The sequence below is a fragment of the Erysipelothrix larvae genome, from assembly GCF_001545095.1.
Classification (GTDB): Bacteria; Bacillota_I; Bacilli_A; order Erysipelotrichales; family Erysipelotrichaceae; genus Erysipelothrix; species Erysipelothrix larvae.
In genome coordinates, this window is record NZ_CP013213.1 from 2,311,867 (window position 1) to 2,332,885 (window position 21,019).

Consider the following 21,019-nt stretch of genomic DNA (forward strand, 5'->3'; position numbering starts at 1 on the left):
TTTACAATTGAATTAAGAAGGAGGACAAACATGATTTCTTTATTAAGAATTGATGAACGACTAATCCACGGACAAGTTGCTTATTCTTGGACAAATACTTATAAAAGCCAAGCGTTAATGGTGATTACACTAAATCAAAAGAATGATTTGGAAAGGATGTCATTAGAGCTAGCTTGTCCACGAAACTTAAAATGTTTCATAGTTACAATACAAGAAGCGGTTGATTTACTCAAAAAATATGAGAGTAAATCTATCTTTGTCGTAACTGATTGTGCTGAAGTTGTTCTCGAACTATTGAAGAATGGAATTAATATACCGACTGTTAATGTTGGTGGTCTTTACCATAAAAGTGGTCGAACTCAAGTGAGCAAAACAGTTTTTATAGACGATACCATGAGGGAAGTATTTCGAAAGATTAGCGACTTTGGAACAAAGTTGGAAATTAGGGCAACCCCTAGTGATTCCCCAATAAACTTAATTAAGTCGCTTTAAAAAGAAAGGGAAAAAAATGAATTTGGGACAAGCTCTTATATTGAGCATCATAATTGCAGTAATAATTCTTGAAAACTATGGTTACGGTTATTGGATGTTTTCGAGGCCAGTAATAGCTGGACCGATTATTGGATTAATAATGAATGATATTCAAACGGGACTCCTAGTGGGTGGAAGTATTGAATTAATGTACATGGGAGTATTACCAATTGGTGGTTCAGTACCACCAAATGCACAAATTGCTGGGATGCTATCGACAGTGTTTGCAATAACAAATGGAGGACGTGCGGAAATTGGAATTAGTCTTGCACTTCCAATTGGGGTATTAGCTCAGTTATTAATTATGCTTGCATGGAACATAAACATTGGTTTAATGCACCGTGCTGATAGATTTATAGATGAAGGAAACATAAAAGGTGTCGAAAGAACCCACCTACTAGGATTGCCAATATTCTTCCTAGTATTCTTTATACCAACGTTCCTAGCAATCTTTCTAGGTAGTGATGCTGTAACAGCAATTGTAAATTCGATGCCTGCTGTATTAACTGACGGATTAAAAATAGCATCTGGAATTTTACCCGCAGTAGGTATGGCGATGCTTCTTAAAATGATGAATTTTAAAAAGTATTGGTCTTTCTTTATCTTTGGGTTTGTACTCGCAGTATATCTAGAGCTTAACGTTCTTGCAATCTCATTAATTGCACTTTGTATCGTAATGGCGAATGTGTGTCTTTCAAAACAAAATGATTCACAAGATGACTTTGAGGATTTTGATGATGAACCAACCAATAGCCGAGTGGACCGTTTGATCGATAAAGGTGTTCTAAAGCAAACAATGCGCCGATCTTTCTTTACGATGACATCAATCAATTATGAACGTTATACTTCACTAGGATTTTGTTATTCGATGATTCCGACGATTAAAAGACTATATTCTAATAAAGAAGACCAAATATCTGCCTTAAGACGTCATAATGAATTTTTCAATTGTCATCCATATACAGGTAATGCTGTCATCGGAGTTTCAATCGCACTAGAGGAAAGTTTAGCAATTGGGGAAGGTGGAGTGACATTTGAAGCGATTTCTGCAACTAAATCTGCTCTTATGGGACCATTGTCCGGGATTGGAGATTCTGTATTTAAGGCTGTCTTTATGACTATCTTTGCTGCTATTGGAGCAGGGATGGCCCTAGAAGGGAATTTACTTGGCCCAATCGTATTTATAGTACCTAATGTTTCCTTGAATATATTATCAAGATGGTACTTTATAAAATATGGGTACGAGTTCGGATCATCCATTATTTTGAAAATGAAGAACAGTCAACTAATTGATAAATTTATTGAAGGGGCTACTGTTGTTGGATTAATGGTGGTAGGAGCAATGAGCATGAGTTTTGTAAAAGTGCCGATTTCCTTGAACTGGACTTTCGGAGAAATAGAAATTGTGTTAATTGATTTGATTAATTCAATAATCCCCGGTATATTATCTCTTCTAGTAGTTTTAGGGTTCTATCATATTTTAAATAAACAAAAGAAAGGTATGTTTACGTGTATTGGCTTAAGTTTTGTAGTCGGTATCGTAGGTAAGTTTTTAGGTATATTCTAATTTATGACACATAAAGATATTTTACTCAACAAAATTGCTGGTAATTTAATTGTATCTTGCCAAGCACGCCCTGGATGGGCTATGTACGGGCCAAACATTATGGCTGCATTCGCAGTAGCAGCACAAGAGGGAGGCGCTGTCGCAATTCGTGCAACGGGAAAAGAAAACATACAAGCTATTAAAAATAAGGTTTCCCTACCAATTCTTGGGATTAATAAAATTTTCAACCCGGATTACCCAGTATACATCACTCCTACTTATGAAAGTGCAAAAGAGATATTGGATATCGGCATTGAAATTATCGCCCTTGATGCAACAGATCGAGCAAGACCTAACAATGAAACATTCGAATCAATAGTTGAGAAAATACGATTGAATTATCCCGATACATTGATTATGGGAGAGGTTTCAACTTTGGAAGAAGCTAAAAGCATACTTAACTTAGATATTGACTTAATTTCAACAACATTATCTGGATACACTCAAGAATCTGAGGATGTCCATGGAGTGAATTTTAAGTTGATTGAAACCATAAAGAAAATTACAGATATTCCAGTAATAGCAGAAGGAAAAATAGAGTCCCCAGAAGAAGCAGTTATGGCATTGCAATCAGGAGCATTTGCCGTTGTAGTAGGAACTTCTATTACTAGACCAGAAATTATCACTTCTCGTTATGCAAATTCGTTAAAGAGAATGAAGGGATGAAATGATGATTAAGTTAATTATTTGTGGTCATGGTAATTTTGCCTCTGGGCTACTTTCTTCGTTAAGTCTCATTATTGGTAACAATTCAAATATTTATTGTATCGATTTTGGTGGAGAAGATGACGGATCAGGTATAAAAAATCTGTTTATGAAATATGCAGGTAACTCTCAGACTATAATCGCAACGGATTTATATGGTGGAACACCATTCAAGCAAGCTGCAATGTTATCTATGTCATTAAGTAATATTCATGTGCTCACTGGAATCAATTTGGGTATGTTGTTGGAACTGTCTTTTCGACTTAATTCAACTAACTCCATATACGAAATTTTGGAAGAAGTTGTTGCTTTGGGGCGAGATAATATATCCTATTTCAAACCATGATACGAGATTTAATGTAGTAACAAAAAACTCACCAAACGGTGAGTTTTTATTGGCTTAAATAATAGTTATTGAGTTTTGAATTTCAAAACAATACTAGAATTATCATTCATATTTCATCTCAGTTTAATAATTTGTGAAATAGTATTCTTGCTTTGATGCTACCATAAAAAATATAGATTATAATTTCGAGATGAAATAACCTAACGTTATTCTCCTACAAATAATTAAATCCTGATTACAATTTGATGAAATAGAAGAAACATCATTCTGCCGTCTAAGATAGTTCATAATGAGGTTCACTATATTTTTCACCTAATGTAATCGTAAGGTCCTTGTCTTCAAAATACCATGCATCTCCATGCTCAATATAGTAGGTAATACCATCTACTTCTTGACTCGCATACGGCCGTGTTGGTTCGAGTTTCATAACAGCTAAGGAGAATCCTGAACTGCTTCCGTAAACTTTACCATAAAACCTTAGGGCATCTCCTTTTTGTAAATCCATATTTTCTTGATACCATTGAGCTGCTTCTTTACTTACATTTATTTTCATATTATATCCACTCCTATGTTTAGTCTATCATATAAAACCAACTAAAATAATTGAAGTGCTTAGAGCGATTCTCGATACCGAGCCATCATTTCTTTGAACAACTCAGCAGTTGATGGTGGTGTAAAGGTAATCGCATTAGCGCCTGCTTCAATTGTTTCCAGAATTGATTCATTTGTAGGTCCCCCTGTTGCCATAATGGCAGCATCGGGAAATTTCTCGCGGATTTTACGCACAACTTCAGGAGTTCGTGCTGCAGCGGATACATTCAAGATGGTTGCACCACTATTGAGTCGTGCTTCAATATCTTCATTTTCGCTCAAAACAGTGACAACAATTGGAATTTCCAGGCGTTGTCTTACGCGTGAGATGACTTCATTTTTTGTTGGTGCATTTACAACAACACCCATAGCACCTTGGCGTTCTGCATCGACCGCAAGGTTAATGACACGTGGACCACGTGTTGTGCCTCCACCGATTCCTGTAAAGACTGGAATATCCGATGCCATAATTAATGCATTGGAAATTACAGGTTGTGGAGTAAATGGGTATACTGCAATCACCGCGTCGGCATTACAGTTACGAATCACTGCGATATCAGTTGAAAATACAAGTGAGCGAATAAGTCGTCCAAAAATTCGAATCCCTTTTGCTTGGTGGATTGCTTCTGGAAGTTTTACACTATGTGCTCTTAAATTACCATTGTACTCTGGAATATTCATGTTTGTGCTTCCCCTTTTCTTACTAAATTAGTCTTTTCTCAAACCCACCCGATACTTTTAGATTTTCTGTAATTGCGATGAAGGCATTGGGATCCATACCATGAATCATCTTCTTAAGTTCATCGACTTCTGACTGTGCCACAATTGTAACAAAGATTTCAATTGGTGTATTGGTGAATGCACCTGCACCATCCCAATACGTAGCGCCTCTTCGAATCTTTGAATTAACAAGATACTTAATATCCTTGTTCTTTGTAAACACCATAACACTTACCTCAAGGTTGTGATGGTGGAAGCGGTCTAAGAATTGAGCAAAGATAAATGAGTATACAAGTGAATACACTGCAATTTCAAAATTATAGAAGATGAAACAGATGAAATAGATCAAACTATTCACAACGAGGTATAGTTTCCCAACGGTTGCACCTTTCTTTTGTGATTGATAAATCCCTAAAATATCAAGACCTCCCCCAGATCCGCGTCCTTTGAAACTCAAAGAAGAACCAAAGGCACCAATGACTGCCGCAAGCAATATCGTTACGAAGACATCATTGATCAACGGTTTTGAAGGGATTGGGACAACAATCATCGTTATTGCTTGAGACACAACGGTAATAATACTGTATCCTACAAAATTCTTTGATAACCGAGTGTAGGCAAAGATAAAAATTGGGATGTTGAGTAAGAGGTTAAAAACCCCTGTTAAGTCAAACCCAGGATTTATATGAAACACATTTACGACAAGGTCCCTAAGTAATTGGGAGATTCCTGTAATCCCTCCGTTATAGAGTTGTAAAGGTGTTAAGAATAGATTTACTGTAAGTGAAAAGAGTGCTCCACCCGCCATCATATAGAGGCAATTTTTTAATTGAAGTTTCATGTGGCAATTATAACATTAATCAAATTGATTGAGTATACTGACACAAAATTTTATTGGAGATTTAAGATAATTAACACGGTTTTTTCACATATATAAACAAGGGGTATCGTTTGAGTTTATAGCAAGGGATCATTGCTATATGACATCCAATAATTTTATATCTAACCAATAATACGGTATCATTGTTTTTGATTTAGATTAAGCAAATATAGAGTGTTGATGTTCAATTATGGTGGTTTGTGGTAAACTATTCTAGAGGTGAAATTATGGAAATCTATAATCTTAAACATTTAAATCAAGACAAACGATTCATTGTAGCCATTGTTGTAGGATTCATTGGGTCTTTTGTATTTGGAATTATTTCCGGATATCTTCGACGCATTATATCCATAGGAAGCATCGACTTCCCTGTTATCTATTGGGCTGCGGCATATGCAACTGCTTATGCGATTCAACGATTTGGACGGGGGGTTCAACCACGTTTTGCGTATGTAGGTGCTGTGTGTGGTTTACTTACGGTTTTAGTGTCCGATGCAACGCTTTATTTTGGAATTGCAGGTGCATTCTCATTATCTTCATATCACATTGTAGTTGTAATGCTTTTACGCGCTGATATGTTTGCATTTCTTGGACTTCTCTATCGTGCGGTGTGTGTTTATATTGGGTACTCATACTCACGGATTATATGATTCCTACACGTCCATGCATCATGACAATTGATCTTGATGCAATCACAAATAATATAAAACTTTACGAATCTGTTACTAACAAAACTGTATTTGGTGTTGTGAAAGCGAATGCGTATGGTCATGGCGACATTATGATTGCGCGTCATTTAGAATCTCTAGGAATTCGTGTTCTCTGCGTTTCTTCACTCGATGAAGCACTTCATTTATATAAACATGGCATTACAGCTGATATTCTCATCTTTGGTCCCACTGATCCACAGGCAATTGCGCTGTATCATAAACCACAGTTTATCTATACTTTAACCTCTATGGAATACTTCAAACGATTAAGCGACGATATGCAGCAAGTGCGCTTTCATATTGAAGTGAATACTGGAATGAATCGACTTGGATTTAAAGAAGTGGAAGAAATCAAAGAAGTATTGGATACAACACCCCATATTATCGAAGGTATTTATACACATTTTTCCAGTGCTGATGAAGTCAGTGACTTTACTGACACACAAGCAAAACGCTTTGAATCAATTCTTAATACACTTGATTATCCATTCAAGTGGATTCATGCAGGAAACTCTCACGGATCGATTTCATATCAAAACCCATCTGTTAATGCTCAGCGCATTGGTATTGGGATGTATGGATATGTTGAACCAAATATGTTTGAAGCATTCAGTTTGAAACTGAAATTAGCGATGAAGCTTGAAACCATGATTGTCCATATTGACTCGCTACGAAAAGGGGAGCCGGTTGGCTATAATCGAACATTTCATGCTGATCAAGACATGCTCTTTGGGACCCTTCCAATTGGATATGCAGATGGTTTGAATCCATTGAATCAACGCTTACCCTTCAAGGTAGGAAAAAGAAATATGCCAATCTTGGGAAAAATCTGCATGGATCAAACCATGATTCAAGTAAACAGTTCAGACTCAGTTGGTGATTGGGTTGAAATCGTTGGGCCCAATCGATCACTCTATGAGATTGCTCAGCATACTGATACAATTCCTTATGTTGTCATGGCTCAGCTCAATGATCGTATTACACGGAAGTACGTGTCACACGGTGAAGTCATCGCAACCATTAACATCCAAAACAACTAAAGGAGCTTTCGCTCCTTTTTAATGTGTATTTATATTTGATTTATCGCTGATTATTTTCGCTAGTCGTTGGTCTTGGTTTACAATCAACATTCGACTCACACACATTTCTACACTCATTGTTTGAGCATTTAGTATCCGATCAATACTATCCATACACTCTTCCATCATCGCACAGAAAAACTCCCGAAGGTCAACCTTGTATTCAGCATACATCTCAAATACATGATGAAACTCTACATAAGCCATTAACTTACATATATCTTGATTGGTTGTATCCAGATCAATACGTTCAAAGAGATCATCAACATAAGCGCTTAACTCATCAATATTACGGGCTCTTTGAATATCCAAGATATAAGGGAGTATGACCTTAAACACTTGTTTATTCTTCATAATATCGAAATTTTTTGACGCGTCTTTGTTTTGACATGCAAAATCCAAAGCAGATGCATAAGGCGTTAAATATGGGGAAATTGTTGTGATTCCATCTTTCGTAATCGTGTAATCATTTTCTTTTACACAATATTCAACGCTGTAATAATTTCCTTGGTCCCATACCACCCCAAGCACCCTCTCGTCATTTGTCTCAAGTACGCATACTTGATTCATCTGAACCAAGAAAAATGCTTCCACAGTTTTGTGTGAAACAATCCGATTTCTATATGTCACACTATCACCCATCCTTAATTTAAATTTAAGCCATTTCACATGTTAAATCAACGGTTGTGCTTAGTCCTCACTAATTTCCTTAACACCTTCAACTGAAGCAATTGATTCAAAGCGTTGTGTTATCTTGTGTGTTGTGACATGAATGTCTTTTACATCCTTATTAACTTGGTCAATATGATTACTTAACGAATCCCATCGTGTCTTGTAGCGATCAAATTCTACCATGAGTAACCTCAGTTCTTTTTGAATAATTGCAGCATATTTATCACGCTCTATATTAACTAACATTGTTTGAAGCAACGTCAGTGTACTCATGAATGTAGTTGGCGACACAATCCACACTCTTTTCTTTTGTGCATATACAAGAACATCTTGCATGTACGCATTAATATAAGCATACACAGCTTCTGCAGGGACAAACATAAATGCTTGGTCCGATGTTTCGTTTACAATAATATACTTTGAAGAAATCGCATCAATATGTCTCTTACAATCATTTGAGAAATCTTTTCTCAGTTTAACTGCTTGGTCGCTATTGGGTGACTCATCAACTAACCGTCGATAATTCTCCAGCGGAAACTTTGAATCCACAGCTATGGTCCCTAAAGGCTCTGGTGCATAAATAATTGCATCTGCACGCACACCTGTGGATAACCCTTTTTGCATTTGATAGATTGCATCATTTTTCTCCCCAAATACAGCACTTAATATTTGATACAATTGCACTTCACCAAAGGTACCCCGCGCTTTCTTGTCGGTTAATACATCTTGAAGCGACACAATATCCGTAGATAAAGCATCGATTTTCTTTTGCGCTTCATCAATTTTTCCAAGTCGCTCCACAATATTCGTAAACGTTTCGTTTGTTTTCTCAAAACCTTCATTTAATCGCTGATTCACCTTCATATCCAACATATTAAATTTCGTCTCAATTACATTACTTGTTTCCTGTAAATCCTTATGTACTGAGCTGGAAAGTTGGTCAAAAAATGTTAGCAGTTGCGCATTACTGACACGTTCAAACGTTCGTTGTTGATCTTCCAAACGGATAAACCGATCTTCCAAGCGATCTTCGAATTGTTGGAACCTTTGATTCATTAAGTCCTGTTGTTTTGAAGATGCTCTTTGAATGACCAATAAGAGCAACAACCCTAAAATAATGACACTACCCACAGTTATTATTGTCATAAAAATATCCATTAAATTCACCTCTTTTCACCCATTGTAGCATATTTTCATATATAATACCTTTAAAGGAAGGTGTATTTTATGTCAGTTGGAATTGCATTATCGGGTGGTGGAATAAAGTCCTTTTCACAACTTCCTGTGCTTGAAGCGTTGCATAAAAAAGGCATCAATATTGATTACTATGCTGGCACCTCAATGGGTGCCGCTATTGCTGCACTTGCAGCAAGTGGTCTAGAGCTTGAGGTCATGATTCCTTTAGCACTTGAGGTTGAAGAACTCTTATTGAAACAAAGGGTGTTCTCCCGTCCAAGCCTTCGCATGCTTCCTTTTTCTAAAAATAAGATTCATGCAGGGTACGTTGATGGTGAAGTCATTGAAACGATTATAGACCCTATATTTCAAGAACATGGGATCTCAAATATTCGTGATGTTAAAGTACCTTTAGCGATTCCTTCCGTCGATATTTTGACTGGAAAGCTCATCGTATTTGTATCACATCCTGAATTATTCAATGCACATAAGGATTGGATTGTTATATCGGATGTGAAGCTCTCTTTAGCTGTACGTGCATCGTGTAGTTTCCCATTCATCATATCAGCAGTCCCTTATGACAATTACTTACTCACCGATGGTGGTGTAAAAATGAATCTACCTTTGGATCTTGTAGAAGCATATGGTGCAACAAAAACTGTGGCGGTTACCATGCATCAAGACAGTGATTTTACAGAATATGATAGAATTCAACCCCTCGCAAATCGCGTTATGGACTTAATGGCTGGATCTAAAGATGAACTTGTTGTAGGACGTGCTGATGTACATATTAACATTCCACTAAATGACATTTGGGTGTTTGATATTGGTAAAGGCATCGATACGATCACTGCAGGTGAACAGATTATGGAAGAATATCAGAAGTCTTTAGAAACTCTCATAAAGAAACCTACATTTTGGGAGAAGCTATTCAATCTTGTATAACCTATAAGCAAAAATAACTTGAGACGCAATCAACATTGATTGCGTTTTTTAGGTCATGGCATAAAAAAGAACCACAAACTAATGGTTCAAGTGTCTTCCTGTTATCGTAAAAATCAATTGATAGTTCCTCTAAAAACCTTTATGAATATCATGATGCAAATCCACATACACATTTATCGCAAGATCTTTAGCGAATCTTTCAATATGACAATTTAAAAGATAGCAATCATTAAAAAAATCTTCTTTGTTTTAAACTCGTCCATCGACTCAAAAAGCAAAAAATATAATAATCTACGAATGTTGATACTATCGCCTATAAAACGTAAGTGATATTCCAAATAATTTGAATTCGTTCAGACAAAAAACATGGTCACCCATTCATAGAATGTACCATGTCAGTCATTATATACCCAGTCTTTTTTTCTCTTCGATTCTCTCAAATATCTTAAATACCACAAATCCAATCGACATTCCTAATAAAGCCCCTGCAAGAACATCTGTAGGGAAATGTACATATACATAAAGACGGCTGAATCCCATCAAAGCTGCCAATCCAATCCACACCTTCTTATACGGTGCATTATACATATATAACGTCCACGCAACCGCAAATGAACTTGCGGTGTGACCTGAAGGGAAAGAATATCCACTGGGTTCAGATATCATCAATACAATGTCAGGATTCACATAAAATGGACGCGGTCTTTGGAATATGTGTTTCAAAACACCTTCTACTAAAAGATATTCACTTGCTAATGCGATGAAACCAGCAAGTGCCATCAAGCGTGTTTTCTTGAAACAAGCCATAACCCCTAAAATCACAAACCAAATCTCCCCATGGTTTCCAATCGTTGTATAAACGATAAAGAACATATCCAGTATATCAGTTCTTATTGACTGTATAAAATTTAGTATCTCAAGTTCCATAGTTCCTCATTTCTAATATCACAATGATACCATGGAATAGTGTATAATGTACACAAAGGAGGAGAGATTATGATCTTAACTTGGTATGGCCATTCTTGTGTACACATCGTGACAAGTGATGGCGTCAAAATTATTGTCGATCCATTTATTAATGGTAACCCTACCTGTCCTGTTTCGGTAGATGACATTGATGTTGATTATATTATCCTAACCCATGGTCACAATGACCATGTTGGGGATACCGTAGAGATTTCAAAACGTTGTCATGCTCCCGTTATTGGTATGGTAGAGCTCTGTGACTTTTTGGAAGAAACATTCCAGTTGGAAACAATTGGAGCAAACATCGGAGGCAAACTTGTGGGTAACTTTGGCAGTGTTAAGTTCACACAAGCCATTCATAGCTCTTCGTATGTTCATGAAGGCAAAGCCTACTATATGGGTTTAGCTGCTGGCATTATTTTAGATGATGGTGCAACCAAAGTATATCATGCTGGAGACACTGCATTCTTTGGGGATATGGCACATATTGGACCTGTAGACCTTGCCTTTTTACCGATTGGAGATAAGTACACAATGGGAATTGAAGAAGCATTGAAGGCTTCTGAATTAATCCAAGCAGATACCTTTATCCCAGTCCATTACAATACATTCAGCGCCCTCAAACAAAATCCATATCATTACATTAACCAATTACCTGAAGCAAATGGATTTGTTCCAGAAATTGGGCGTCCATTCAACGAGTCTTGTATTTATTTGTAATTGATTGTGTGATAAACTAACGATAGGAGGTTTTAGATATTATGTCAAAACCATTGTTTATATATTGGCCAAAATGCTCTACCTGCAGACGTGCCCTCGATTACCTAAATGAAAATAATATCGAAGTTGAAACTCGAGATATTATGAACGAAAACCCAACCAAAGACGAACTCAAGCAATGGTTCCAAGAATCGGGTTATCCAATTAAACGATTCTTTAATACTTCTGGTTTTGTGTATCGCGATATGGGTCTTAAAGATAAGCTTGGTTCAATGAGTGAAGATGAGCAACTTGATTTACTCGCTTCCACTGGACGTTTAGTACGTCGCCCAATCCTCATAGGCGACCATGGAATTTTTGTAGGGTTCCACAAAGATTTATACGATACACTTAAAAAATGATTGTCGTATTATCACCAACAAAGAAACAGCGGCATCGTACACAACACGCGTACACACAACCGCTGTTTTTATTTCAAGCACAAAAGATTCTTGAACTCCTACAATCTAAATCCCATCAAGAACTCAAAGCTCTTTTTAAGATATCCGATAAACTTACTGCATCTACCTATGATCTCATTCATGACAATCACATAACACCTGCATTATATTTATATGAAGGGGAAGCTTTTAAAGCCTTGAATCCCCAGACATTTACACAAGAAACCTTAGATTACGCAAACGATCATTGCCGTATCTTTTCCAGTGTCTATGGTTTATTAAGACCCATGGATGGAATCCAATCGTATCGGCTTGATTTCTTAACACCTTTTGAATTAAACTTAAAGGAGTTATGGTCGGGGATTGTTACTGAGTCACTCAACAGCCTCAACGCGCCAATTATTAACTGTGCCTCGAAAGAGTTCTCACAATTAATGAACCGCAAACAGATATCCAATCCAATCTATGATATTGAATTCTTAACAAAGAAAGCCGATCAACCACCAAAAATCCTCAGCACCCACTCAAAGCATGCGCGGGGTTTATTTACACGCTATATCCTTGAAAATCAAATCACGACGCTTGAAGGTATCATACAGTTTAACCTTGACGGGTATCAATATACACAAACTCACATGAACACCATTCAATTTGTAAAGGAAGTCCAATGAAAAAAATCATCGAGACACTCGAATACCTAAGTCCAATCATCCTTATTTGTATGATTTTTTTAGGCTTCTTTGTTGCGTCTTCTAGTGGTGATTTATTACTGACACAATATTATCTGTTGTATGTAGCGATTGTATTGACTGGATTTGGAATTATCAAATATTCACATCGTGATCTCGCAATGACAGAAGCACGATTTATCCACCTTGACCTAAAAGTAAAATCCATCATGTTTATCTGCCTTACAATACTCACATTGATCCTAACCCTTTTTTCACTGTTACATATCAGCTATTTGATTATATTTTACTTAGTGATTGTTGTGTTCCTTGTTGAACTCATCACACTTTATAAGGGTTACATGAAAGCGAAAGAGAGGGAACATAATGGCAATAAAAGCCCTTATATTTGATTTAGATAATACACTGATTAACCGTAATGAGTCCATCAAACCCATGCATGAATGGTTAGTTCAAACATTTTTACATGACTTCTCTTTACAGAAGCAACATGAAGCACTCGTTTTGTTGAAGCAATGGGATTATTATGGCTATGTATCCCATGAAACTGTGTTACGCTGTTTTAGTAAAACCTATGGACTTGACTTTGATATTAAGGAAGTTACTCATACCATTCGAACGCATCAAGGATATCATGCAAAACCATTGGATGGTGCGCTTGAAACACTTGAAATACTTCACAAAGACTATATCCTTGCACTGCTTACAAACGGATCTTCCATTGGACAACGTCTCAAAATTGATACGGCACTCACATCCCATCAAAAGCTATTCACGGAAATCTTAATATCTGGGGATAAAGGGGTTCATAAACCAAATCCTCAGGTCTATGAAGCGCTTATGAAGTCTTTAAATCTGACACCCCAAGAATGTGTCTACATTGGTGATGATCTGACAAACGATATCATTGCCCCGATGAAATTGGGAATGAAGGCCATTCGTATGAATCATTGCAATTTAGAAACCACTTCACTAACCGTTGAAATCAATCACATAAGCGCATTGCTTGATCTTGATTTTGATGCTCTTTAAGGAACACTCATGAATCTAAAAATAAAAGATGTTGCGGATGCATGTGGTATCAGTGTCGCAAGTGTGCGAAACTACGAGACCTATGGTCTCATTCCATCCCCATCACGTGGCACTAACAATTATCGTGTCTATACCAAACGCCATGTCAATCATTTACACTGCGTCTTATCGATGCGTGCAGGATTTTCACGGCCAGAAATCCTGGAAATTATGCAAAATCTTCGTAAGGGCGATGTGAACCAGGTCTTATTGCTGTGCGCATCGAAACAACGAAACCTGATGAATGCCTTAGACCAAGCCAATCAAACCATGGCATACCTAAACAATACCGATATCAATGTATCGCTTCGTCTACCTAAACCTGTCTCCATTCAAAAAGCGTCTGAACTGACCGGTGTTTCTGTCACAACATTAAGGCATTGGGAACATGAAGGACTCCTGAATCCACATAGAAATCGGAACAATAATTATCGAAGTTATGATCAGTCCCTCATTTCACGGATTATGATTATCAAAATCATTCGAAGTGCAGTCTGGTCCTTAGAAGAAGTCAGAAAAACACTCCTTCAATTTGAAGATAAAGATCCAAAAACTGTGTTAAGTATTACATTGGATGCGATTCAATACTTGCATCGTCTTAACATCCATCAACATCAAGGGATTCACGCAGTTTATACACTTTTACTTCAAGAAGGGCTTGTTGATGAACAATATCATCATGACTATACATTCAAATTTAACGTTACACTTTAAGATTAATTAACATCAGTAGAGTTTATGCTATAAACTCTACTTTTTAGTATAAAAACCTTATAACTTGCACCAATATGCTATATTAGATACTGAGGAGATTAATCCATGACACAAACATTAAAACTTATCGGTATGACCGAAAACAATCTAAAGCATTTAGACTTAGAAATTGAGAAAAACAAAATTACTGTATTTACAGGCGTCTCTGGATCAGGTAAATCATCCATTGTTTTTGATACGATTGCGAATGAAGCAACGCGTCAAATGAATCAAACGTATTCAGCATTTATACAAGGCTTTCTACCTAAGTTTGAAAAACCACATGTTGATTCCATTGAAAACCTTAATCCTGCAATTATCATTGATCAAAAAAGGTTGGGAGGAAACTCTCGTTCTACCTTAGGAACCATCACTGATATTAATGCGCACTTACGCTTGTTATTTTCACGAATCGCAATACCCTCTATAGGTGCCGGTCATGTTTACTCATTCAATGATCCCCATGGCATGTGTTCTGAATGCGAAGGCATTGGGAAAATAGTACGGCCACGTTTTGAAAAACTCATTGATATGACCAAATCACTGAACGATGGAGCTATTCTTTTTCCCCAATTTGATACACAATCATGGTACTTCCAAGTATATAAATCTACGGGTTGGTTTGATATGGATCTTCCACTCAATCAATTTCCTGAAGATAAGCTTCAGCTGTTATTATATGGTGAAAGTCAAAAGGTCACAATTCAAGGACTCTTTGGAGATAAACCTTCTAAAATGGAATATCAAGGCGTGATTACTCGGTTTAAGAAAAGTTTTATCCAAAGAGATTTAAGTGAGCACTCAAAGAAAACACAAGAACTACTCCAAGCATACACTGAATATTCGTCATGTGATGTATGTCATGGAACACGCTACAACGAAAAGGTATTAAATTCTAGGATTGATGGCAGAAACATCTTTGATGTCACAGACCTTGAACTCCATGACTTAAAGCCATTTCTAGAAACCTGTATGAACTATGCAGAAGTGAAACCCATCGTCCAAGAAGCGTTAAATCGTGTCAATCAACTGATTGCGATGAATCTGGGTTATCTTACTTTAACACGTGAAACAAGTACTTTATCGGGTGGAGAATCACAACGCGTTAAAATGATGAAACACTTATCAAGCAGTCTTAATGGTTTATTGTATATCTTTGATGAACCCAGTGTTGGCCTTCACCCTCGTGATGTACAAAACCTGAATCATATGTTACGAGGGCTTAGAGACAAAGGAAATACGGTTCTTGTTGTTGAACATGACCGTGATGTAATTAAGGTCGCAGATACGATTGTTGACATCGGACCTCACGCTGGCTCACATGGTGGTGAAATCTGTTATCACGGGGATTATAATGGGTTTCTATCATCAAATACCTTAACAGGCACCTTCATCAAGCACCTACCAGAATTTAAATCAACACCTCGTCAATACACTTCGTGTTTTACGTTAGAACACTGTACAACAAATAACTTAAAAAATATAACGGTAGCCATTCCAAAGAATGTTTTGACAGTTGTAACCGGTGTTGCTGGTTCTGGAAAATCATCGTTGATCCATCAAGAATTTCTCAATAAATATCCAGAAAGTATCGTGGTGGACCAAAAGCCATTAAGAGCATCACCCCGTTCCAACCTTATGACATATACAAGTATGTTTGATAAAGTTAGAGATCTTTATGCAAAAGAGAATCATGTGGAGAAATCATTGTTTAGCTTTAACTCTAAAGGAAAATGTCCACAGTGTGAGGGACGAGGCGTGATTTATACCGATCTTGCTTTCATGGAAGGTGTCTCAACAGTATGTCCTGAATGCGAAGGAAGACGCTATGATAATGCAGTACTCCAGTATAAATATAAAGGCAAAGACATCACAGAAATCAGCAATCTCACAGTAGAGGATGCATTGGAGTTCTTCGTTACACCATCAATCGTGAAGATTTTGAAAACACTCATGGATGTTGGGGTTCATTACCTTACTTTAGGTCAACCCCTTGATACACTCTCTGGTGGTGAGTGTCAGCGAATTAAGCTTGCCAGTGAATTGCATCGAAGTGGAAACATCTATATTCTTGATGAACCCACAACAGGTCTCCATATGTCCGATATCGAACAATTCATGAAGATCATTGACCATTTGGTTGATAATGGCAGTACAGTAATCATTATTGAGCACAGCGTTGAAGTCATGCGGCATGCAGATTATCTCATAGATTTAGGCCCACAAGCAGGATCTGAAGGTGGAGAAATCGTGTATGAAGGCATTCCAATTCATATCAGCACCAGTACACGATCGATTACGAAAGAATACATTACCGACTGAGTCATCAAGAACCAAAAAAGTGCGAACCAATATAAAGGGTTCGCACTTTTCATAATATCTAAAAAAACAAGAAGACTGGATCATCTTCTTGTTTGATTTATTAACGTTCGATGTTTAATTTGATACCAGGACCCATTGATGTAGAAAGTACTAGATTCTTAATGAATGCACCTTTTACAGCAGCTGGACGTGCCTTAACGATTGTATCGTGGATTGCTTTGTAGTTTTCTTGTAAAGCTTCATCAGTGAATGATAATTTACCGATCATAACATTAATGTTACCATCTTTGTCAACACGGTATTCAACTTTACCTTTTTTGATTTCTTCAACAGCTTTTGCAACATCCATTGTTACAGTTCCTGTTTTAGGGTTAGGCATTAAACCTTTAGGTCCTAATACACGCCCCAATTTACCAAGCTCACCCATCATATCTGGAGTTGCTACGATAACATCAAATTCAAACCATCCTTTTTGGATGTCTTCAAGGATTTCTTTACCACCCACAAAATCTGCACCTGCATCTTTTGCTTCTTGTTCTTTAGCACCTTGAGTTACTACTAATACTTTTTGTGAACGACCTGTACCATTTGGTAGTACCATAGCACCACGGATTTGTTGGTCAGCATGACGAGGGTCAACATTCAAGAAGAATGATACTTCAACAGCTGGGTCGAATTTTACGAAATTTGCTTCACGTGCAATTTTTAATGCGTCTTGAACTGGATATGATTGAGTACGATCAACTAGCTCAAGAACTTTTTTACGATTCTTTGAAATTTTAGCCATGTTTACTTACCTTCATACCCTTCTATTTTAATACCCATATTCTTTGCAGTTCCAGCAATGATTGCCATTGCTCCTTCAATATCAACTGCGTTTAAGTCTGGCATTTTGTATTCTGCAACTTCGCGTAGTTGGTCTACAGTAATTGTAGCAACAACTTGTTTGCTCGGTGTTGCAGCACCTGATGGTACACCAGCAACACGCTTCAACATAACAGCAGCAGGTGTAGTTTTTAATACAAAGTTAAATGATTTATCGTCATATACTGTAATTTCAACAGGTACGATATCATTTCCACGTTCACGACTTGCATCGTTAAACGCTGAACAGAACTGAGGCATATTGATCCCAACACCAGCTAATGCAGGTCCAGGTCTTGCGCCACCAGCAGGGAATTGTAATTTAACAATTCTTGCAATTCTTTTACTCACACGACATTCCTCCTTTTTTTGATTGTCTGTGATGTGGTAAGCGAATGATTGCACATTCTCCCACAACAAAAAGCCCCTAAAGGCTTATTTATTATACACAATTGTAGGGCTAATGTCTAGTATCCTAGCACGCAAATTCAACCTTTTACTTGTCTAATATAACTTGTAAAATATTGCTCATTAAGTGCATATTAGACAGTTAGTGCGCATTTAATTGCGTGTTTAAGTAAATACTATGCATTGATCCTTCACAAAATAACTGACTTCTTCACTTAAAAATGCTTCTTAAGAAAACTCTGACCACCGCATCGTTGCTTGTTTTACTTCCTCGATGATGCGTAAGGCATGATGTTGACTTATATTCATTGCTCGCGCTGACTGTAATAAATCTTCTATATTGAATTGACTTCTCTTACCATTTATCACCATCTGATGCATCGCTGTCCAAGTACCATTGGGATTGTAAGCAATGGTTACATCATAAGCAGGAAATAAAGACCACGTTCCCCTTCGATCCTTTACGAAAGAAATATTCTCAACGTGATCATCTTGATTTCGACACATAATATTAAACACCATTCTCTTATAAAAACTGCTCGACTTCTCTTTGCTTCAACCCAATTTGAGTCATAGCAAAAGCCGCCTGTTCATAGCTTAACGTCCCTGGTTCATTATAATCACGATGCATCAATGCTCCTAAGGTTTGCACATGTACTTTTTGAATTTTCTCATCTTCTGATTCAATGCGACCAAAGCGTTTTGTCATAAAGTGATTATAATGCTCTTTCTTCAACAATCGCGACTCGCTCATGTCAATACCCGAGGCTAGCAACATACGGTAATAGACATATTCAATTCGAGTATGTGACGTTTCTTCTTTTTGATCCACGCCACCAAGTTTTAATATCCAATAAGAGAAACCTATTCCTGCAGTTATTTGTCCAGACTTAATCTCTCCCGTTTGTTCATTATATGCTATGATTGCTTTTGCTCTAGCTCCTCCTGCTGAGATACCAACGCTGATAATTTCGTTGATACTATCTTTAACTTGTTTTGATATTCCTTCCTTATGATTTAATAGTTGATTACTTAACTCGACTCATTGATTAATTTCAATTACTTCTGCTGTTTGCAGCGAGCCAAGTATTAATTAAAGCATTTCCATATCGATCTGGAAGAGAATCTGAGAGCAACCCAGGCAAACCCTTGAAGCTGTTTAAAGAAAGCGATTTGAATTCATATATAATATTTGATAAAGGCATCATAAGGGGAGCAACATTGATTTTACTCTCAACAAATTACCGATAATTCCACCACTATTGCGCAATATATTACCAGTTTAATATGAATCTTATTCTATATTTTTTCGTGTTATCATGTGATGAATTCTAAAAAATAAAAACCAAATTATCCGCGCATACTTATCGCAACATAATTTGGTTATCATCTTTATTTAGGCAATCTTTTCCAACAACATCGTTGCGCAATCAATTTGATTTGGAATATTTCCTGCTTCGTCTTTTATTCTCCATATATCAGGTGTAATCTCATCAACTACATAGATATTTCCAGAGGCATCAAAGCCAAGCTCAATTTTGAAATCTAATAAGGTGTATCCAAACCCTTCAATTTCTGCACGTAATACATCACCCACCCGAACCAACAGTTCCAGTGCTTGATCATACTGTCCAGGTTTCAGCAAGCCCTTCATTACGCAGATCCGTTCGTTAATTACTGGATCCCCTTGAATGTCATCTTTTAATGTAACTTCTGTATAGGGTGGATTAAATGGAATGCCTTCCTCAAGCGTAAAACGTCGGCACATGCTTCCTGCAGTGTAATAACGTAACACAAACTCAAGCGGTGGTACTGTTAGTTGACGCACCTTCATTAATCCGTTCTCTAAATCTGAATCAAGATAATGTGTTGGAATGTTGTTTTTCTCCATCAACTCAAAGAAATAGCTGGTTATTTTAAGCCCAACTTTCCCTTTTCCTTCAACACTACCACCTACAGAGTTAGAACCTGGGTCAAATACTCCATTTTCACCCGTTGCACTATCCTTAAAGAACAAATATACATGCTCATCATCTGTCAAAACATTTTTCGTTTTTCCTTCATATAAGACTCTCATAGTTTCTCCTTTTTCCTAAACCACAGTAACTATGATAGCATAAACGAATATTATTGTGTGTAGAACCCTGAAAAAAAACGCGTGTATCAATTAATTATTTGTATAATCAAGACTATTTTGAGACGGAACTAATACGTTGCACCTTAAATTTCACATTTAAATAGCAGTACCCCTTAGCTAACATAAACAGTGAAAGTGGTACAAACACCACCCCAAAAGCAATCATTACCCAATTGGAACGGTTAATTCCAGTGATCATATTATAAAAACCAATTATGAACAATGTTACCGACATTAACGTCAGACTATACAGTAATCCAACGTATTTGTAAAAGCTCTTTTTGGTCATAAAGTCCTTTACAGTAGAAAACCGTCCAAAGACAACTAAATCAGAGAGTAAATCAACCAGAAATTCAAATATATCCATCGTAACATCCTCAGTATTTTTTCTTATCTTATAAATCAACTATACCATTATTCAAAAACTGATGCATGAACCATCATGCGTTTTTATAAAAAATGCATGGCCTACTGTGGTAGTGTTCACACCATCACTAATAAGTCCTAGGTCGAATGATCATACGTGTCCCTGATTGGTAGCGCCTTCGTGAAGAATCTTACAGAAATGCTTAAAGGTGTGCTTGAATGGTTTTGTCCGTGTGGACCTATGGGTACGAAATTACACGTCAGCGCAATCGATTGGGTTTTGCAGAGGTTGTTCAAAAAAAAGGCAGAAGCCTAAGTAAAC

General features: G+C 37.0%; 26 protein-coding genes. 14 read left to right on the top strand and 12 right to left on the bottom strand.

What is annotated here, in order from left to right; translation table 11 throughout:
• The first annotated feature begins 30 nt into the window (after positions 1-30).
• The 4 genes from AOC36_RS10725 to AOC36_RS10740 are packed head-to-tail and all read left to right on the top strand — an operon-like array spanning position 31 to position 3,188.
• Positions 31-492: a PTS sugar transporter subunit IIB gene (locus tag AOC36_RS10725; RefSeq protein ID WP_067634147.1), complete on the top strand. Its 462-nt coding sequence runs from the start codon at positions 31-33 to the stop codon at positions 490-492.
• 40 nt (positions 493-532) lie between these two features.
• Complete coding sequence (locus AOC36_RS10730; RefSeq protein WP_232505369.1) at positions 533-2,098, top strand: PTS system mannose/fructose/sorbose family transporter subunit IID; 1,566 nt, start codon at positions 533-535, stop codon at positions 2,096-2,098.
• A gap of 3 nt (positions 2,099-2,101) precedes the next feature.
• A complete protein-coding gene (locus AOC36_RS10735) occupies positions 2,102-2,803 on the top strand; it encodes an N-acetylmannosamine-6-phosphate 2-epimerase (protein WP_067634149.1) in 702 nt (233 codons plus the stop codon).
• Between the two features lie 4 nt (positions 2,804-2,807).
• Positions 2,808-3,188: a PTS sugar transporter subunit IIA gene (locus AOC36_RS10740; RefSeq protein WP_157777185.1), complete on the top strand. Its 381-nt coding sequence runs from the start codon at positions 2,808-2,810 to the stop codon at positions 3,186-3,188.
• A 274-nt stretch (positions 3,189-3,462) separates the two neighbouring features.
• Here the strand turns inward: AOC36_RS10740 and AOC36_RS10745 are convergent, their stop codons facing one another.
• Genes AOC36_RS10745 through AOC36_RS10755 form a run of 3 tightly spaced genes read right to left on the bottom strand, consistent with a single transcriptional unit; the run spans position 3,463 to position 5,340 of the window.
• Entirely contained in the window at positions 3,463-3,741 is a 279-nt protein-coding gene (locus AOC36_RS10745) for a HesB/YadR/YfhF family protein (RefSeq protein WP_067634154.1), read from the bottom strand.
• Positions 3,742-3,800: 59 nt separating this feature from the next.
• Positions 3,801-4,460 carry a beta/alpha barrel domain-containing protein gene (locus AOC36_RS10750; RefSeq protein WP_067634156.1) on the bottom strand — a complete coding sequence of 220 codons (660 nt, stop codon included), beginning with the start codon at positions 4,458-4,460 and terminating at the stop codon, positions 3,801-3,803.
• A 22-nt stretch (positions 4,461-4,482) separates the two neighbouring features.
• Entirely contained in the window at positions 4,483-5,340 is an 858-nt protein-coding gene (locus tag AOC36_RS10755; protein WP_067634158.1) for a YitT family protein, read from the bottom strand.
• Between the two features lie 266 nt (positions 5,341-5,606).
• Between AOC36_RS10755 and AOC36_RS10760 the strand changes: the two genes are divergently transcribed.
• Both AOC36_RS10760 and alr read left to right on the top strand, forming a co-directional pair.
• Positions 5,607-6,029 (top strand): hypothetical protein, encoded by a 423-nt coding sequence (locus tag AOC36_RS10760; RefSeq protein ID WP_067634160.1) that lies wholly within the window; start codon positions 5,607-5,609, stop codon positions 6,027-6,029.
• A 20-nt stretch (positions 6,030-6,049) separates the two neighbouring features.
• Positions 6,050-7,129 (top strand): alanine racemase, encoded by a 1,080-nt coding sequence (gene alr / locus AOC36_RS10765; protein ID WP_157777186.1) that lies wholly within the window; start codon positions 6,050-6,052, stop codon positions 7,127-7,129.
• Between the two features lie 18 nt (positions 7,130-7,147).
• Here the strand turns inward: alr and AOC36_RS10770 are convergent, their stop codons facing one another.
• Positions 7,148-7,798 (bottom strand): hypothetical protein, encoded by a 651-nt coding sequence (locus AOC36_RS10770; protein ID WP_067634164.1) that lies wholly within the window; start codon positions 7,796-7,798, stop codon positions 7,148-7,150.
• Positions 7,799-7,858: 60 nt separating this feature from the next.
• Positions 7,859-8,986, bottom strand: a complete 1,128-nt coding sequence (locus tag AOC36_RS10775; protein ID WP_067634633.1) for a DNA recombination protein RmuC — start codon at positions 8,984-8,986, stop codon at positions 7,859-7,861.
• 81 nt (positions 8,987-9,067) lie between these two features.
• Between AOC36_RS10775 and AOC36_RS10780 the strand changes: the two genes are divergently transcribed.
• Positions 9,068-9,961, top strand: coding sequence for a patatin-like phospholipase family protein (locus AOC36_RS10780; protein WP_067634166.1), 894 nt, complete (start codon positions 9,068-9,070; stop codon positions 9,959-9,961).
• A 402-nt stretch (positions 9,962-10,363) separates the two neighbouring features.
• On the opposite strand, the gene AOC36_RS10785 is transcribed toward AOC36_RS10780, so the two are convergent.
• Positions 10,364-10,888: a phosphatase PAP2 family protein gene (locus AOC36_RS10785; RefSeq protein ID WP_067634168.1), complete on the bottom strand. Its 525-nt coding sequence runs from the start codon at positions 10,886-10,888 to the stop codon at positions 10,364-10,366.
• Between the two features lie 69 nt (positions 10,889-10,957).
• Here AOC36_RS10785 and AOC36_RS10790 point away from each other — a divergent pair, with 69 nt between their 5' ends.
• The 7 genes from AOC36_RS10790 to AOC36_RS10820 all read left to right on the top strand — a co-directional run bounded on the left by AOC36_RS10790 (position 10,958) and on the right by AOC36_RS10820 (position 16,922).
• A complete protein-coding gene (locus tag AOC36_RS10790; protein ID WP_067634169.1) occupies positions 10,958-11,647 on the top strand; it encodes a metal-dependent hydrolase in 690 nt (229 codons plus the stop codon).
• Positions 11,648-11,688: 41 nt separating this feature from the next.
• Positions 11,689-12,048 (top strand): arsenate reductase family protein, encoded by a 360-nt coding sequence (locus tag AOC36_RS10795; RefSeq protein ID WP_067634170.1) that lies wholly within the window; start codon positions 11,689-11,691, stop codon positions 12,046-12,048.
• Entirely contained in the window at positions 12,045-12,758 is a 714-nt protein-coding gene (locus tag AOC36_RS10800) for a YaaA family protein (RefSeq protein ID WP_067634171.1), read from the top strand. The genes AOC36_RS10795 and AOC36_RS10800 overlap by 4 nt, the downstream gene beginning before the upstream one ends.
• Complete coding sequence (locus tag AOC36_RS10805) at positions 12,755-13,168, top strand: hypothetical protein (protein WP_067634174.1); 414 nt, start codon at positions 12,755-12,757, stop codon at positions 13,166-13,168. The genes AOC36_RS10800 and AOC36_RS10805 overlap by 4 nt, the downstream gene beginning before the upstream one ends.
• A complete protein-coding gene (locus tag AOC36_RS10810) occupies positions 13,143-13,808 on the top strand; it encodes an HAD family hydrolase (protein ID WP_067634176.1) in 666 nt (221 codons plus the stop codon). The genes AOC36_RS10805 and AOC36_RS10810 overlap by 26 nt, the downstream gene beginning before the upstream one ends.
• A 9-nt stretch (positions 13,809-13,817) precedes the next feature.
• The gene (locus AOC36_RS10815) at positions 13,818-14,561 is read left to right on the top strand and encodes a MerR family transcriptional regulator (RefSeq protein WP_067634178.1); all 744 of its coding nucleotides are present in this window, start codon (positions 13,818-13,820) and stop codon (positions 14,559-14,561) included.
• Between the two features lie 105 nt (positions 14,562-14,666).
• Positions 14,667-16,922, top strand: a complete 2,256-nt coding sequence (locus tag AOC36_RS10820; RefSeq protein ID WP_067634180.1) for an ATP-binding cassette domain-containing protein — start codon at positions 14,667-14,669, stop codon at positions 16,920-16,922.
• Between the two features lie 100 nt (positions 16,923-17,022).
• Here AOC36_RS10820 and rplA read toward each other — a convergent pair whose 3' ends face one another.
• From rplA to AOC36_RS10850, 6 genes are all read right to left on the bottom strand, one after another.
• Positions 17,023-17,709, bottom strand: coding sequence for a 50S ribosomal protein L1 (gene rplA / locus AOC36_RS10825; protein ID WP_067634183.1), 687 nt, complete (start codon positions 17,707-17,709; stop codon positions 17,023-17,025).
• A 2-nt stretch (positions 17,710-17,711) separates the two neighbouring features.
• A complete protein-coding gene (gene rplK, locus AOC36_RS10830; RefSeq protein WP_067634185.1) occupies positions 17,712-18,137 on the bottom strand; it encodes a 50S ribosomal protein L11 in 426 nt (141 codons plus the stop codon).
• 285 nt (positions 18,138-18,422) lie between these two features.
• Complete coding sequence (locus AOC36_RS10835; protein ID WP_067634187.1) at positions 18,423-18,716, bottom strand: HipA domain-containing protein; 294 nt, start codon at positions 18,714-18,716, stop codon at positions 18,423-18,425.
• 4 nt (positions 18,717-18,720) lie between these two features.
• Complete coding sequence (locus AOC36_RS12020) at positions 18,721-19,197, bottom strand: HipA domain-containing protein (protein ID WP_078055165.1); 477 nt, start codon at positions 19,195-19,197, stop codon at positions 18,721-18,723.
• A gap of 393 nt (positions 19,198-19,590) precedes the next feature.
• Complete coding sequence (locus AOC36_RS10845; RefSeq protein WP_067634191.1) at positions 19,591-20,271, bottom strand: phosphoribosylaminoimidazolesuccinocarboxamide synthase; 681 nt, start codon at positions 20,269-20,271, stop codon at positions 19,591-19,593.
• A 112-nt stretch (positions 20,272-20,383) separates the two neighbouring features.
• The gene (locus tag AOC36_RS10850; RefSeq protein ID WP_067634192.1) at positions 20,384-20,698 is read right to left on the bottom strand and encodes a hypothetical protein; all 315 of its coding nucleotides are present in this window, start codon (positions 20,696-20,698) and stop codon (positions 20,384-20,386) included.
• Positions 20,699-21,019: the final 321 nt, after the last annotated feature.

What these genes read in the sequence shown, in the direction of transcription:
- AOC36_RS10790 (WP_067634169.1), top strand. Translation starts at nt 10,958, where the DNA reads ATGATCTTAACTTGGTATGGCCATTCTTGTGTACACATCGTGACAAGT.
- rplA (WP_067634183.1), bottom strand. Translation starts at nt 17,709, where the DNA reads ATGGCTAAAATTTCAAAGAATCGTAAAAAAGTTCTTGAGCTAGTTGAT.
- AOC36_RS10750 (WP_067634156.1), bottom strand. Translation starts at nt 4,460, where the DNA reads ATGAATATTCCAGAGTACAATGGTAATTTAAGAGCACATAGTGTAAAA.
- AOC36_RS10850 (WP_067634192.1), bottom strand. Translation starts at nt 20,698, where the DNA reads ATGGATATATTTGAATTTCTGGTTGATTTACTCTCTGATTTAGTTGTC.
- AOC36_RS10735 (WP_067634149.1), top strand. Translation starts at nt 2,102, where the DNA reads ATGACACATAAAGATATTTTACTCAACAAAATTGCTGGTAATTTAATT.
- AOC36_RS10780 (WP_067634166.1), top strand. Translation starts at nt 9,068, where the DNA reads ATGTCAGTTGGAATTGCATTATCGGGTGGTGGAATAAAGTCCTTTTCA.
- AOC36_RS10800 (WP_067634171.1), top strand. Translation starts at nt 12,045, where the DNA reads ATGATTGTCGTATTATCACCAACAAAGAAACAGCGGCATCGTACACAA.
- AOC36_RS10835 (WP_067634187.1), bottom strand. Translation starts at nt 18,716, where the DNA reads ATGGTGTTTAATATTATGTGTCGAAATCAAGATGATCACGTTGAGAAT.
- AOC36_RS10795 (WP_067634170.1), top strand. Translation starts at nt 11,689, where the DNA reads ATGTCAAAACCATTGTTTATATATTGGCCAAAATGCTCTACCTGCAGA.
- AOC36_RS10725 (WP_067634147.1), top strand. Translation starts at nt 31, where the DNA reads ATGATTTCTTTATTAAGAATTGATGAACGACTAATCCACGGACAAGTT.
- AOC36_RS10845 (WP_067634191.1), bottom strand. Translation starts at nt 20,271, where the DNA reads ATGAGAGTCTTATATGAAGGAAAAACGAAAAATGTTTTGACAGATGAT.
- AOC36_RS10810 (WP_067634176.1), top strand. Translation starts at nt 13,143, where the DNA reads ATGGCAATAAAAGCCCTTATATTTGATTTAGATAATACACTGATTAAC.
- AOC36_RS10740 (WP_157777185.1), top strand. Translation starts at nt 2,808, where the DNA reads ATGATTAAGTTAATTATTTGTGGTCATGGTAATTTTGCCTCTGGGCTA.
- AOC36_RS10805 (WP_067634174.1), top strand. Translation starts at nt 12,755, where the DNA reads ATGAAAAAAATCATCGAGACACTCGAATACCTAAGTCCAATCATCCTT.
- AOC36_RS10815 (WP_067634178.1), top strand. Translation starts at nt 13,818, where the DNA reads ATGAATCTAAAAATAAAAGATGTTGCGGATGCATGTGGTATCAGTGTC.
- AOC36_RS10775 (WP_067634633.1), bottom strand. Translation starts at nt 8,986, where the DNA reads ATGACAATAATAACTGTGGGTAGTGTCATTATTTTAGGGTTGTTGCTC.
- AOC36_RS10820 (WP_067634180.1), top strand. Translation starts at nt 14,667, where the DNA reads ATGACACAAACATTAAAACTTATCGGTATGACCGAAAACAATCTAAAG.
- AOC36_RS10785 (WP_067634168.1), bottom strand. Translation starts at nt 10,888, where the DNA reads ATGGAACTTGAGATACTAAATTTTATACAGTCAATAAGAACTGATATA.
- alr (WP_157777186.1), top strand. Translation starts at nt 6,050, where the DNA reads ATGACAATTGATCTTGATGCAATCACAAATAATATAAAACTTTACGAA.
- AOC36_RS10760 (WP_067634160.1), top strand. Translation starts at nt 5,607, where the DNA reads ATGGAAATCTATAATCTTAAACATTTAAATCAAGACAAACGATTCATT.
- AOC36_RS10755 (WP_067634158.1), bottom strand. Translation starts at nt 5,340, where the DNA reads ATGAAACTTCAATTAAAAAATTGCCTCTATATGATGGCGGGTGGAGCA.
- AOC36_RS10745 (WP_067634154.1), bottom strand. Translation starts at nt 3,741, where the DNA reads ATGAAAATAAATGTAAGTAAAGAAGCAGCTCAATGGTATCAAGAAAAT.